At 57.5% G+C, this 12,653-nt stretch carries 10 protein-coding genes and 4 pseudogenes; 4 read left to right on the forward strand and 10 right to left on the reverse strand.

The genetic code is table 11. From position 1 onward, the window contains the following. Positions 1-701: 701 nt before the first annotated feature. Entirely contained in the window at positions 702-1,439 is a 738-nt protein-coding gene (locus tag EFD55_RS09145; protein ID WP_125844485.1) for a hypothetical protein, read from the forward strand. Positions 1,440-1,445: 6 nt separating this feature from the next. Here the strand turns inward: EFD55_RS09145 and EFD55_RS09150 are convergent. Further along, positions 1,446-2,411 (reverse strand): annotated as a pseudogene (locus EFD55_RS09150) (ISNCY family transposase); the annotation flags it as partial. 123 nt (positions 2,412-2,534) lie between these two features. On the opposite strand from EFD55_RS09150, the pseudogene EFD55_RS09155 reads away from it, so the two are divergent. Then, positions 2,535-3,269: pseudogene (locus tag EFD55_RS09155) on the forward strand (IS110 family transposase); the annotation flags it as partial. Here the strand turns inward: EFD55_RS09155 and EFD55_RS09160 are convergent. From EFD55_RS09160 to EFD55_RS09175, 4 genes and pseudogenes are all read right to left on the reverse strand, one after another. Then, positions 3,243-3,404, reverse strand: a pseudogene (locus EFD55_RS09160) (helix-turn-helix domain-containing protein); the annotation flags it as partial. The pseudogenes EFD55_RS09155 and EFD55_RS09160 overlap by 27 nt on opposite strands. A gap of 582 nt (positions 3,405-3,986) precedes the next feature. Continuing rightward, positions 3,987-4,694: a ribonuclease activity regulator RraA gene (locus EFD55_RS09165; RefSeq protein WP_125844486.1), complete on the reverse strand. Its 708-nt coding sequence runs from the start codon at positions 4,692-4,694 to the stop codon at positions 3,987-3,989. 30 nt (positions 4,695-4,724) lie between these two features. Then, entirely contained in the window at positions 4,725-5,510 is a 786-nt protein-coding gene (locus EFD55_RS09170) for an SDR family oxidoreductase (RefSeq protein ID WP_125844488.1), read from the reverse strand. Between the two features lie 17 nt (positions 5,511-5,527). Beyond that, positions 5,528-6,748 carry a pyridoxal phosphate-dependent aminotransferase gene (locus EFD55_RS09175; protein WP_125844490.1) on the reverse strand — a complete coding sequence of 407 codons (1,221 nt, stop codon included), beginning with the start codon at positions 6,746-6,748 and terminating at the stop codon, positions 5,528-5,530. Positions 6,749-6,846: 98 nt separating this feature from the next. Between EFD55_RS09175 and EFD55_RS09180 the strand changes: the two genes are divergently transcribed. Further along, positions 6,847-7,737, forward strand: a complete 891-nt coding sequence (locus tag EFD55_RS09180) for a LysR substrate-binding domain-containing protein (protein WP_125844492.1) — start codon at positions 6,847-6,849, stop codon at positions 7,735-7,737. Between the two features lie 15 nt (positions 7,738-7,752). Here the strand turns inward: EFD55_RS09180 and EFD55_RS09185 are convergent, their stop codons facing one another. The 5 genes and pseudogenes from EFD55_RS09185 to EFD55_RS09205 form a co-directional block, all read right to left on the reverse strand. Continuing rightward, the gene (locus EFD55_RS09185; protein ID WP_125844495.1) at positions 7,753-8,328 is read right to left on the reverse strand and encodes a type 1 glutamine amidotransferase; all 576 of its coding nucleotides are present in this window, start codon (positions 8,326-8,328) and stop codon (positions 7,753-7,755) included. Positions 8,329-8,359: 31 nt separating this feature from the next. After that, a pseudogene (locus tag EFD55_RS09190) lies at positions 8,360-8,509 on the reverse strand (ATP-binding cassette domain-containing protein); the annotation flags it as partial. A gap of 32 nt (positions 8,510-8,541) precedes the next feature. Then, a complete protein-coding gene (locus EFD55_RS09195; protein WP_125844497.1) occupies positions 8,542-9,477 on the reverse strand; it encodes a nucleoside recognition domain-containing protein in 936 nt (311 codons plus the stop codon). Positions 9,478-9,577: 100 nt separating this feature from the next. After that, positions 9,578-10,585, reverse strand: a complete 1,008-nt coding sequence (locus EFD55_RS09200) for an alpha/beta hydrolase (protein ID WP_125844499.1) — start codon at positions 10,583-10,585, stop codon at positions 9,578-9,580. Next, positions 10,578-11,471 (reverse strand): MBL fold metallo-hydrolase, encoded by an 894-nt coding sequence (locus EFD55_RS09205; RefSeq protein ID WP_125844501.1) that lies wholly within the window; start codon positions 11,469-11,471, stop codon positions 10,578-10,580. The genes EFD55_RS09200 and EFD55_RS09205 overlap by 8 nt, the downstream gene beginning before the upstream one ends. Positions 11,472-11,562: 91 nt before the next feature. Between EFD55_RS09205 and EFD55_RS09210 the strand changes: the two genes are divergently transcribed. After that, entirely contained in the window at positions 11,563-12,498 is a 936-nt protein-coding gene (locus EFD55_RS09210; protein WP_125844503.1) for a LysR family transcriptional regulator, read from the forward strand. Positions 12,499-12,653 lie beyond the last annotated feature (155 nt).

Below are 12,653 nucleotides of genomic sequence, written 5' to 3' on the forward strand. Positions count from 1 at the left end.
TGCAATTCCCTGCGGGGAAGTCGTGGCGACGAAGTGACAGAGTATACGGACCAATCCTCCTGTAGGGGGGATCGTCTTCAAGACTGCAAGGAATATCTCGGAAGCGAATTTCACCTGATGACCTCAGCGTCGGCTGGTCTCTCGACGAAGTGGCCGTCGCCGTCAATGGCCTCGTCGCGGAGGAGATCGCAGTGCCGGAGCGGGCGATCACCCTGCATTGAAAGCCATGACTGACCGTTGAGCCTGTTGCTCTGATGGGTATCCGAAGGACAACGCGGACGAGTTACCGTGGCTGGCGCTTCCCGGAGAGCAGTTCCCAGGCGCGACGTATTTTCCCGAGCCTGGAGGAAATTCGCTCCTTTGCGGGAGGAGCCAACATGCCGTTGCGGAAATCAGCCAGGGCTTGGGCTTCCAGCCTGGTTCGTTCGCTTATCCCCTCACGGTCGGCGATCGGCTCGCCTGTCTGGCGATCCATTATCTTGTCAAAGCTGGCTAGAGGCGCGACATTGTCAGCCAGTTAGAAACGCGACACTGGCTCTGATGGTCAGCCCCCGATCCGGCCGGCTGGGCCGGGTTGAAAGGGCGGAGCGGGGGCGGGTGAGAGGCACCCCTTCGGCTTTAGCTTTCTCAGTAGCAATTGTTCCGTCGCCGGCTGATACTCCTTTACACCGCATGGGGCGGATAGGGATCAAAGCCGCACGATGCTTCCGGAAATAAAGCTGCAGGGTGACGTCGATGTCGCCGCGCTGTCACCTCTTCTTCGCGGCATGCTTCTGTCCGTTGCCTATGCTGACGGCGAGGGTGGCATAGGATTGACGGCGACCGGCGCCATGAACCGCAAGTTCGTGCATTGGGCCGCTGTGAACTTCCTCTGGCCCGACTTCACAGCCGAAGACCTCTACAGCGTGAACAAGGTGCTGAACGAAAGCGACATGCCGCCGCTCTGGGTCGTGCGGGACATGACCCGCCATCTGAAGCTTCTCCGCCGGAAAAAGGATGTGCTGCTGCCAACCAGACGTGGCCGCGAGTTCCTGATGAACCCGCAAGCCTTCTTCGATCTCGTCGCCACGGATTATCTCTATTCCTATGTCCACGCCACCGAGCGCCAAGAAGAGATACAAGCTCGGTTACGTTGGTGGCGCATGTTCCTCAATCTTCTCAATATCAAGGCGAGAGAGGGCTGCACGCCATTGGACGTTGTAAAGATTCTCTATCCAGACATGGCACCTCTGTCCGACACCGAAATGACCCTGGAAGCCTGGGAGCTGAAATCCGATCTCCAATATGGTGTCCTGCGGCGCCTGTGCTGGCTGGGCCTGCTTTATGAGGCACGAGAGGGGCTCACGCTTCTTCAAGACGGAGCCTTCCACAAGACGCCGCTTTGGTCCGCCTGCCTGCAGCTGGAATCAGATACGCAAAGCGACATTGGCGTGCATTGACGATCTTTATTCCGCCGCTGGCTGCCTCAATAGCGCTTTCTCTCGCCGCGCAATCACCTCAGGATCATTCATGAAATCCGTCCGCCGCCCCGGCTTGCGACCACGCTTCTGATAGCCGTTGGCTGTGCTACCGTCCCGAATGCCAAACATATGATCCTTCTGCCCGGTGCGGCGCGGACCGCTCTTGCTGCGCTGCTGTTCGCGGTCGGCCTGCATCTCGGCGACGATCGACAGCATGTCGTCCAGCCGCTTGTTGTCGACGACCTCCGCACGATGCACCGAGCGCAACGTGTCGAACGTTCGGTAGGGCAGGGTGAAGCTCTCGTGCATGATCTCGAGGCGTCCGTCTGGATAGTCGCAGACCACGACCTTCTGACCTGCCAATGGCCTGGAAATCTCGGTCGGATCGAGAATGAACAGCACCTTGTCGTAGCGTAGCGTCAGCGATTGCGACAGGGTGCGCACTTCCTTGCGGCACATGGCGCCATCGAGGTTCTCATGATCGGCCAGCGGTCGGTGCATGTCTTTCGGATTGCGTGGCGGCTTGCCAAAGCGCGCGTTGAAATCCGCCATGAACTCAGGCGCATAGGCATTGGCAGCCTCGATCGTATCGATGCCGCGAAGCCGCATCTCCTTGACCAGCCGATCCTGCAATGTCTGGTTGGCACGTTCCACCCGACCCTTGGCCTGAGGGGTGTTGGCGCAGATGATATCGATGTTGAGCTCATCGAGCGCCCGGCCGAACTGCGTCAGACCGCTTGTCCTGTCCTTCTTCGACGGATGCGTCGATCGAAAGACACCATGTTTGTCGCTGTAGAAAGCCAGCGGCTTGCCCCATTGCTGCAGATAAGCCTTCGTCGCATGCAGATAGTCGAACGTGTTCTCCGATCCGGCAAAGCGAAGATGCAAGAGCTTGCCGGTGGCGTCATCGATATAGACAAGCAGGGCGCATTTGGGGCCGCGGTTCTCGAACATGGAGTAATCGCGGCGCGGGCGCCCTGGCCGTATTTTGGCTGGCGAGGGTGGTTGCCCCCGATAAGATGGAAACATGGGCTCTCGATTGGAACCGGGCCCAAACATCGGATGGAGGCAACCGTGAACCAATATATTGGGCTTGATGTTTCGTTGAAAGATACCGCGATTTCGATTCGACAGGATGGAAAGCGGATCTGGCGGGGAAAGTGTCCTTCGGATCCAAAGCTCCTGGCTGAGGTGATCCGCAAACACGCCCCGCAGGTCAGGGGCGTCGTCTTTGAAACAGGGCCGTTGTCGACGTGGTTCTATCATGCCCTGACGGCCGAGGGGGTGCCGGCGATCTGCATTGAAGCGCGGCACGCGCAAAAGGTACTGAACGAGACGCTCAACAAGACCGACGCCAATGATGCGGATGGCTTAGCGCAACTCGCTGAAGCAGGCTTTTACAAAGCGGTTCGCGTCAAGTCGTTTGACGCTATGATGGCCCGCACATTGGTGGCTGCCCGCGAACAACTCCTGTACATCTCAACACAACTTGGCAATCAAATCCGCGGCCTGATGAAGACCTTCGGTCTGATCATCCCGAAAGGGAAGGGTTGGGTCTTTGATGGCGATGTGCGGAAGCTTTTAGATGGTAACAACGAGCTCGCGAAGATTATCTTGCCTCTTTTGGAGGCCTGGCACGATATCCGCAAGCGCGCAGCCGATCTTGGTCGCCAGTTGCTCATTGTGGCACGTCGGAGCGAAGCCACGAAGCTATTGATGACGATTCCGGGAATCGGCGCGGTCACGGCGGTGTCCTACGTTACGGCAATTGAAAATCCAGAAAACTTTCGAATCACGAAACGTATTGCGCTTGATCTCGCGGTAAATCGTCGAGCGGTGACGGCCAAGCTGACGGGCCATCTCGTTGACCGGAACTTTTGCCGCCACCAGTTGATGTAGGCGTCGCCGGTCGGCGAGGGTGATCTGCGTATAGCATCGAGACATGCCAAAATCTCCAAAGTGAAGCCATTGAAATTACTGGCATGTCGCACTTGGAAATAGAATGTACCCCGCTACACATCTTGATCGCATAAGATAGCTTATGGAACTGATCGTAGTCAAAATGCAGAATGCAGCCGGGTGGCGAAGGTCCGCGGTGACTTTTCCCCTCCGTGCATCGCGTCAGGCACCCCCGGGCCATCGCCACGGTCAGAGGGGTCAACGAGACAGCGTTCTGGATCCCGCGGATGTAAGAGCAGCTTGACGGAGCTCCCTGCTTCGATCCCTCCGAGATCGACGCCCGCGAGCCGCACAAACTTTTCTATGGAATCGCCACTCGCGAGATATGAGACGACAGCAGTCGGATAGATGTTTTCATCGCATGCAACATATCGAGTGGCTAGAACCCTGCCCTCGACGTGACGCCAGTTTTGGCGTCGGTAGTTCAACAAAGTTGCATCGACACAGCGAAGCAAAAGAAGGGCGGTGACGGCTACACCGATTAGCAGGATTTCCATTCTGCGACCTTCCTGATGTTTTCAGAAGCGCCAGAGCCGGCACCGACCCTGGCCTCTCTACGACCGTTTATCAGGCGTTGTTCTTCTTCCACTCTTCGTAGCGCGCCTTGTTTTCGGCGTTCGCAGGGTACAGGCCGGGCAGCGCTGCGCCATTGTTGACTTCTTGCATAATCCAGCCCTCCAGGCGCTCCTGCTCCGTGGCGGCTTCGAGAATGTCGTCAATCATGGCTGCCGGGATGACAACAGCACCGTCGTTGTCGACAACGATGACGTCGTTGGGGAATACGGCAACACCACCGCAGCCCACGGGCTGGTCCCAATCGACGAACGTCAAGCCGGCGACAGACGGAGGGGCGGCCGCGCCAGAGCACCATACCGGCAGGTTTGTGCCAACCACGCCGTCAAGATCGCGCACCACGCCATCCGTGACAAGCGCGGCGACGTCCCGTTTCGCCATACGCGCGCAGAGAATGTCGCCGAAAATTCCGGCATCCTTGATGCCCATCGCATCGACGACCGCGATGCAACCGTCGGGCATGGCTTCGATGGCCGCGCGCGTGGACTTGGGAGAGGACCAGGATTCCGGTGTCGCCAGGTCTTCGCGTGCAGGAACAAACCGGAGCGTGAAGGCACGACCGACGATGCGGCCCTGGCCGGGCTTGATCGGCATTGCTCCGCGCATCCACACATTGCGCAGGCCTTTCTTCAGGAGAATGGTCGTCAGCGTGGCTGTGGTGACGGTCGCGAGCGTGGATTTGATTTCTGCATCGGTTGCCATGGGACTTTATCTTCCTCGTTCTTTCCGTTGTTAAATACTTGCAATCATGCCGCCCTCGATACGGATAATGCTGCCCGTGATGAAGGACGCGCGGTCGCTCGCCAGAAAGGCGACGGTGTCACCATATTCCTTCGGCCTGCCGTAACGACCGACCGGGATGGTCGCTGTGCTTTCGGCAGCCACATCCTCCACGGTCCGTCCTTCCCTTTTCGCCTTCTGCTCGTCGAGGAAGGTAATCCGCGGGGTCGCGATGCGACCGGGCAGGACGATGTTGGCTGTGATGCCCGCGCCGCCGACCTCCTTGGCCAACGTCTTTGACCAGCCGACGAGAGTGCTGCGCAATGCGTTGGAAAGCCCGAGATTGGGAATCGGAGCCACGACTCCGGAAGAGGTAGACGTGATAACTCGACCCCATCCGGCAGCCTTCATGCCGGGAAGAACCCGGTCTGTCAGGGCGATTACGGAGAGGACCATGGACTGGAAGAATTTTGACCACTGTTCGGGTGCCTGACCGGAAACCGGTGTTGGCGGCGGGCCGCCCGTGTTGTTGATCAGGATCGCAACGTTGTCATAGCGGCTCTCAATAAGCGAGACGTTCCGTTCGATCACGGAGAGATCGCTGATATCCCACTTGATCGAGAAGGCTTCGCCACCCTTGGAGGTGATCGCCTTAGCCGTCTGTTCGGCGGCATCCAGGTCGATGTCCGCAACAACGACCTTTGCGCCCTCACCAGCCAACGCTTCGGCGATCGCGCCGCCCAGGCCTCCGCCAGCGCCCAGTACCAGTGCGCACTTACCTGCAATTCCCAAATCCATCGCTCAATCCTCGCTATTTACTTGAGCGACGCGCACGCGTCTGCGATCCTCTCGCAGGCATCACGAAGTCGATCCGTCGATGTCGCAAAGGAAATTCGAAAATACGGCCCCTGGCCAAAAGCCGAACCCGGCACGACGGCGACGCCGACGGACTCCAGGAGGTAGGTCGCGAAATCGACGTCGGTCACAAGAACCTTGCCAGTCGGCGCTTGTTTGCCGATGACGCCAGCGCACGATGGAAAGAGGTAGAAGGCACCATCAGGTTTTTTGCAGCTCAAACCATCGATGCCGCTGAAAGCGGCGAGGCAGAGATCGCGACGGTCTTGAAAGACGGCATTGCGTTCGGCCAAGAAGTCGAGCGGGCCTGTTAGTGCCGCCACAGCGGCGGCTTGTGACACCGAACTTGGGTTGGTCGTGCTTTGCGACTGGATGGTCGCCATGGCCCTGATCAAGTCAACCGGACCGCCTGCGTAGCCGATGCGCCATCCGGTCATCGCGTAAGCCTTGGACACGCCGTTACAGGTGAGCACCCGTTCGCGCAGCCGGGGCTCGACGGCGGCAATCGTATGGAATGCCCAACCATCATAACGGATATGCTCGTACATATCATCGGTGATCACCAAAACCCGGGGATGACGAAGCAGAACCTCGGCGATAGCCTTCAACTCCGCGGCGGAGTAACCTGCTCCGGTAGGGTTGCTGGGCGAATTGAGAACCAGCCACTTTGTTCTCGGCGTGATCGCGCCGTCGAGCGCCTCCGCCGTAAGCTTGAATCCGGAATTTTCGTCGCACGAGACCGCGACTGGAACGCCGCCAGTGAGCAACACCATATCGGGATACGATACCCAATACGGGGCCGGAATGATAACCTCGTCACCCTCGTCGAGTGTTGCCGAGAAAGCGTTGAAAATGACCTGCTTGCCTCCGGTGCCGACGGAAATGTTGGCCACCTCGTAATCAAGCCCGTTTTCGTTCTTGAACTTGTCGACGATGGCGCGCTTGAGTGCGGGTGTACCATCGACGTCGGTGTATTTCGTTTCGCCGCTGTCGATGGCGTTTTTGGCCGCGATCTTGATGTGGTCGGGCGTATCGAAGTCGGGCTCCCCCTGAGAAAGCGCGATGACATTCTTTCCGTTTCGACGCATCTCTGCGGCGAGCCTGGTGATCGCGATCGTTGGCGAAGGTTTTACCGTCTTCAGCCTTGCGGAAAGGCTTTCGCGGTTGAATTGGAGAGTCATCGTATTCCTCTAGGTCGGAAAATCGAGGAGAGATTGACATTAACTTCGACATTAGAAAATATGTGTTTTCGTGACTTTAAAACACAGGAATTCTTAATTTGGAGACCCGGTTCCTAAAGACTTTCCTCAATGTCGTCGAGCTGACGTCGGTTGCTGCCGCCGCTCGAATGGAGTCGTTGACCCCGTCGGCCGTAGTTCAGCGGATCAGGGCTTTGGAGGCCGATGTCGGGGCGGTGCTGCTTCGACGATCCGGACACTCGACGCGGCCGACCGAGGCGGGGGTAGCGATACTCGAAATGGCCCGCCAGCTGATCGAAGGAACGGAGAGCCTAAAGGCGATCGCCACTCGCAACGAGGAGGTGGGAACGATACGGGTCGGCGTCATTCATTCGATGATCACGGGGCTTCTGCCGGAAATACTGACTGCTATGAAGGAGGCACGCCCCGGAATCCTGGTCGACGTTCACCCTGGTCAGTCTGTTGATCTCTATCAGAAAGTGCTGGACGGAACGCTCGACGCGGCAATCCTGGTAGAACCCCCTTTCGCCGTATCTAAAGAGCACGTCTGGCGGGAACTTCGGCGCGACCGGTTGATCGTTCTCACGAGTTCGACGGAACAGGAGACGGATGTCCTAACCATCTTGCGGCAGGCTCCGTTCATTCGCTACGATCGCAAGCACTGGGGCGGACGCACCGTCGAAGCCTATCTCCGGCGGGAGAAACTTTCTCCCCTGGATCGCTACGAGCTCGATTCCCTGGAGGCGATTGTGGTCCTTGTGGGCCGCGGGCTCGGGGTATCGCTGATCCCCGATTGGCTGCCACCCTGGCCTGAGGGACTTCTATTGCGGAAGATCGCCGTCGACGGGGCCCCGACTCGAAATGTCGGGGTTATCTACAGGCAGCTTTCATCGAAGGACAGGCTGGTCGAAGCCTTTTCGCAGGAAGCCTGCAAGGCCGCAAAGGCGAAAGAGCTCACGTTGCGGCTTTGAGACGACGGGGTGGGTTCAGGCGACGAGTTTCGTTGCAGAGACAAGGTTCTCGTAGAGGCGTTCGCTTGTCGTGTTGATTTCGCTCATGGCGGAGTATGCTTGCCGGAGGAATTTCTCGTAGGAGCCCTTTCCTTTGTGGGCCTCGAAGATATCGATGTAGCCGGGGGTTTGCGTCCACGTCATTAGCGATTGCGCGCCGCACTCCGAATGAAACTGCGTCGACAATGCGTGTTCGCCGACGGCGAGGACCTGTATGGGCGAAACTTCCGAACTGCCGAGAATTTGTGCGCCGGGCGACGCGGCGGAGACTTCGGCCATATGCCATTGGACGACCTTGTGACGTTCGGACAGCCCCGCCACCAACGGGTTGGGATTGCGCGGGATATCGATATTGAAGACTCCGTGCTCGCCGACGTCTGAAAGGCCGACCTTCCCACCTAGCGAGTCTGCCAGGAGTTGGTGACCGAGGCAAACGCCGAAGTATGGTTTCGCCCGTTCTGCGACCCAATCCTTGATCGCCTGTTTTTCCATGTGCAGCCATGGATATTTATCCTCTTCCCACATATCCTGCGGCCCCCCAAGCACGAACATAAGATCATGGGACGCAAGGTGAGGCACCTCTTCGCCTGACCTCGTCGATCTTCTTGAGATCGTTGGTGAGTTCGGTGCCGTCGACGATGATCTGGCCCTTCTGATGTTCCTCCAGGCGGTCGATGCAGCGGATCATCGTCGATTTGCCCGAGCCCGATGGACCGGCGATGACGATGCGCTCTGCTTCCGTACCGTGCGAGATACCACAGCGTTTCAGAACCAGGATAACAGTACTATGCGAGAAATAATCCCGGCCAGCGCGCTCAAGATAGCGACTACTGCAACGCTTCGGAGTCTAGGCACCGAAGCGATGAGAATCGAAAGACCTGGAAGATCGAGTGGATTGAGCAGAAATGCCGAACTATGAATGATTTGCTCGTTTGGAATCGGGAGCTCTTTTTGGATATCGAATAGCAGCGCCACTGCTGCGCTCGATCCCGCCAGGAACTTTGTGAGGAAGAGTAGAACATCTTGTTGGGAAATACCGAGCAGTCGGAGCAATGGTCGAATAATGGAAGTGAACGCTGAAAGTGCTCCGGTATTTTGAATCAGCTTTATCAGCGCAAGTGAGATCACCAGCACCGGCAGGATCGCAGCAATGACCCGAATGGCATCGGTGCCACCGCGGTTGATTGCTGCTAACAGGTCGAGCCTTCCCGTGCCGTGACGGACCGCCTCGTCATCGGAACAGATGCTTTCAGGTGAAGAGGAACGACGGCCGACGATCCAACATGCTAGAGTCGAAGCAACGAGCGCACCGCAAATGCCGTTCGATATTATCCAAGCGGGATCGATCCCGATGGTGGCAAGCGGCAAGCTCGCGTTTGCCGGGGCCGCCGCAAGCACTGCCGCAAAGGCTGCCGCAAGCAATTTGTCTGGTATCTTTTTGTGTACCATAAGCGACAGGGCCGCGATCGGAGCGGCCGAGCTCACAAAGCTGAGCTGCACGACCGCCAAGACACCCAAGCCATCCAAACCGAAGACTCTGAAGATTGGATTGGCTTTGGCAGCGAGCAATCGTAACGTGCTCCTACTTTCGAGGTAGCGCGTCAGCGAGAATGTCACGATCATTAACGGCAGAAACGTGAATATCGCGATGTCGACGGCGCTTCGCCCGGCATCCAGGATGGCGGTGATCAGAATTGTCATGGGAATGAAAGTGAGATTGATGGCCGCGTCGAACTGCGCGGCCAGGTCTGATTGAAGAAGCGGGCTCGGATATGTAATCCCGAGCCCTGTTTTTCAGAACTTATTCCGGTTTGAATGATTCATCGAAGAAATCGGCAACCTCGCAATAGGCCTGCATGCGATTGCTCTCCAAAAGGGCGAGGTGCGTCGCCTGTCCGATTTCAACCCATCGCCGGTATGAGGCGCCGGTGAGCTGCTCGAAATAAGCCCGCGCCAGATCAAGCGGAACGTCGATGTCCCATTCCCCATGCAACAGCAGCACCGGAGCGCGGATATCGCCCGGGCGATAGTAGGGGTTATTGGCTCGCCAATAAGTGCGAATGTCCTGGATCGGCCCGTTGGTAGCCCGGAGTTTTCCCTGCTCCCGGTCGACATCCGAAGTCTCTTCCGCGAGTGTGAATTGTGCCCAGAGATCGAACCAGCCTTCCGGAATAAGATGGTCACGCGCGTATTCGGGTACGGTGCTCAGCCAACGGGCCAAGGCCGCATGGACCGGAACGAGCCGATAAGATCCCAAGGGGCCGCCCAGGTCGATGGGAATGGGAGCGTCGCTCAGCCATTGCGGGGCGAGAAGCGCAAGCTTGACGACCTTGTCGCCATTGGACGCAGCATATGCGCCGGCGACAGTACCACCCCACGACATGGCAAAGATGTTGACGGCCCTGAGATCGCGAAGGCGAAGGACGAAGTCGACAGCCGTTGCAAAGTCCGTGACGCCGGTGTCGGTGGCGACAAGTGGCGGATTGAGATCGGGCTTTACCTGCATCTCAGGTGGGCGGCTGGACTTTCCATAACCGCGAACGTCAACCGCAAAGACATCGAAGCCCTGATGTGCAAGGAAGTCGATAAAGGACATCCCACTGAAAGGGACGTCGTAAAGGCTTCCGGATGAGAAGGTCGCACCGTGCACCATCACGATCGTCTTTTCGGCGAGAAAGGCCTTATGGTCTTTCCGCCTCTTGTTGCGGACATGGAGCTTGATGCCGGCGGTATCGCTGTCGACATAGTGCTCTTCGAACACGATCTCGTTTGCGTCAAAACTGAAAGATGGGAGCGTGTTCTTAGGCATAGGACCACCTGAATTTTTCGCCGTCGCGGGTGACATATCCAGCAGATGAACCGGGGAAATGAGTTGAGAAGTACATCGCGCGATTGTCGGCTGCGAGTTCGAGCACGCGCCGTCTGGACAGGGTCGCTTGATCCAGAAACTCGCAGAAGACGGTGTTGAGGTCGGGCCGTTCCACCTGGATTGGATGGTGCATGACATCACCACCGAATATCGCCGCTTCATTGTCCGATTCCAGCAAAACGGACATGTGACCAATGCTGTGCCCTGGGGTCGGCAAGAAGGTAAATCGATCCAGAAAGGGGCCGCCCGTGCTGTCGATGAAATCGGCGTGTCCCGCCTCGATGATGGGCCACACACTGTCTTCATAGACGCCGAAGCTTGGAATATTGACATCGTTATGGCTGGCCGCCGACGAGTAGTATTCCTGCTCGGCGCGCGGAAAGATATAGCGCGCATTTTTGAAAGTGGGGACCCATTTTCCATCCCGGAGCACGGTATTCCAGCCGGAGTGATCGACGTGGAGATGGGTATTGATAACGAAGTCGACGTCTTCCGGCGCAACGCCGGCATCACGCAGCTTGTCCAGAAATGGAATTGCCTGATGATGGAAGCTGGGATTGCGAGGCCTTTCCTTGTCGTTGCCGGAGCCGGTGTCGATCAGGATGACATGGTCCGGTGTCCTGACAAGCCAAGTATGGATACTGACGACGAGAGTATCTCGGTCCTCGCCCATATCGACCGCTGCCAGCTTTGGCTCCAGCGCTTTGATCTCTCCGGATTTGGCATTTGGGTAGAGGAAGGAAGGAGGTACATTATGCAGATACTGCTCCTGCACCTTCCTCACCATCGCGCCGGCAAGATGATACTCTTTTCCAAGATCGCTCATGGAACGTCCTCTTTTGAATTGAACTGAAACCGCGGGCAGCGCTGTCCGATGGCTATGGACAATAGACGCCTTTCGTGTAACGATCAAATCGATGAACGAAATTGTCTCCATCGATCATTTCAATTTGTGGTCTTTCGACCTAAACCTGCTTGTGGCGTTCGATGCGCTCATGAAAGAGCGGAGCGTGACGAAGGCTGCCGTTCGTCTGAAGATCCAGCAGCCTGCCATGAGCCATAATCTCTCAACTCTCCGAACACTGCTCCGGGACGAGCTGTTTGTCCGCGTCGGCCAGGTGATGCAGCCGACCCATCGGGCCTTGCATTTCGCGGAAGCCGTAGAACAGATACTCAGCCGCACGCAGCAGGCCATCGTAAGTCCGACGACCTTCGAACCTGATCGCGCAGAGCAGATCTTCCGCATCGGCTTTTCCAGCGAGTTGGAGGTCCTGCTCGTGCCGCGTCTCGCCTCTATCTTGAACGAGACGGCTCCCGGTATCAGGGTGCTTGCCCGCTCAGCCGATCCGGAACTGGTTCACAAGCTGCTCGACGATAACGGCATTGATCTCGGCGTCGGCTGCTACGACGAGGGCAATAACAGGCATCGCCGGAGCCTGCTATTCGAGCAATCACTGATGTGTTGCTACAATCCGAAGCTTCTTGCCCTGCCCAAAACATTGGATCGCGACACCTTTATCGGTCTAAAGCACGCGCTGGTTTCGCAGAAAGATGCCATCGAAGGATGCATCGACGATGCATTGAAGCGGATCAATGTCCGGCTCGACGTGTCGGTGGCGGCGCCGGAATTTTTGACTGTGCTGACCGCTGTCCTGGAAGCGCCATTGATCGCGACCTTGCCGGCCAGAATCGTGAAGCGATATGCAGGCCTATTTGGTTTGGCAGTAGCTGAAGTTCCGCTCGATTTGGCTGTAAGCCCTATATCGATGGTATGGTCCGTCGCGAGCGAAAACGATCCTGCTAATCGATGGATGCGATCTCAGGTAATACGCCTGGTTTCTGCTTACAGCTGATCTGATTCCACTGGCTGCCCAGGTTCAGAGAGCGAACCTTCTAGGGTTCCGGAAGCGAACATCGTTGCTACGCACCGCCTGATAGAGAGGTCAGGTTTCCAGTTGCTGAATGAGCGGGGTCGCGCACGACCTGTGGCAAATTGAAGCCAAAAGGA

The sequence above is a fragment of the Rhizobium pisi genome, from assembly GCF_003938655.1.
In the GTDB taxonomy this organism is placed as follows: Bacteria; Pseudomonadota; Alphaproteobacteria; order Rhizobiales; family Rhizobiaceae; genus Rhizobium; species Rhizobium pisi.

Bases quoted from the DNA above. Each gene is read 5' to 3' on its own strand.
- EFD55_RS09145 (WP_125844485.1), top strand. From the start codon at position 702: ATGCTTCCGGAAATAAAGCTGCAGGGTGACGTCGATGTCGCCGCGCTG.
- EFD55_RS09165 (WP_125844486.1), bottom strand. From the start codon at position 4,694: ATGGCAACCGATGCAGAAATCAAATCCACGCTCGCGACCGTCACCACA.
- EFD55_RS09170 (WP_125844488.1), bottom strand. From the start codon at position 5,510: ATGGATTTGGGAATTGCAGGTAAGTGCGCACTGGTACTGGGCGCTGGC.
- EFD55_RS09175 (WP_125844490.1), bottom strand. From the start codon at position 6,748: ATGACTCTCCAATTCAACCGCGAAAGCCTTTCCGCAAGGCTGAAGACG.
- EFD55_RS09185 (WP_125844495.1), bottom strand. From the start codon at position 8,328: ATGTTCGTGCTTGGGGGGCCGCAGGATATGTGGGAAGAGGATAAATAT.
- EFD55_RS09195 (WP_125844497.1), bottom strand. From the start codon at position 9,477: ATGACAATTCTGATCACCGCCATCCTGGATGCCGGGCGAAGCGCCGTC.
- EFD55_RS09200 (WP_125844499.1), bottom strand. From the start codon at position 10,585: ATGCCTAAGAACACGCTCCCATCTTTCAGTTTTGACGCAAACGAGATC.
- EFD55_RS09205 (WP_125844501.1), bottom strand. From the start codon at position 11,471: ATGAGCGATCTTGGAAAAGAGTATCATCTTGCCGGCGCGATGGTGAGG.
- EFD55_RS09210 (WP_125844503.1), top strand. From the start codon at position 11,563: ATGAACGAAATTGTCTCCATCGATCATTTCAATTTGTGGTCTTTCGAC.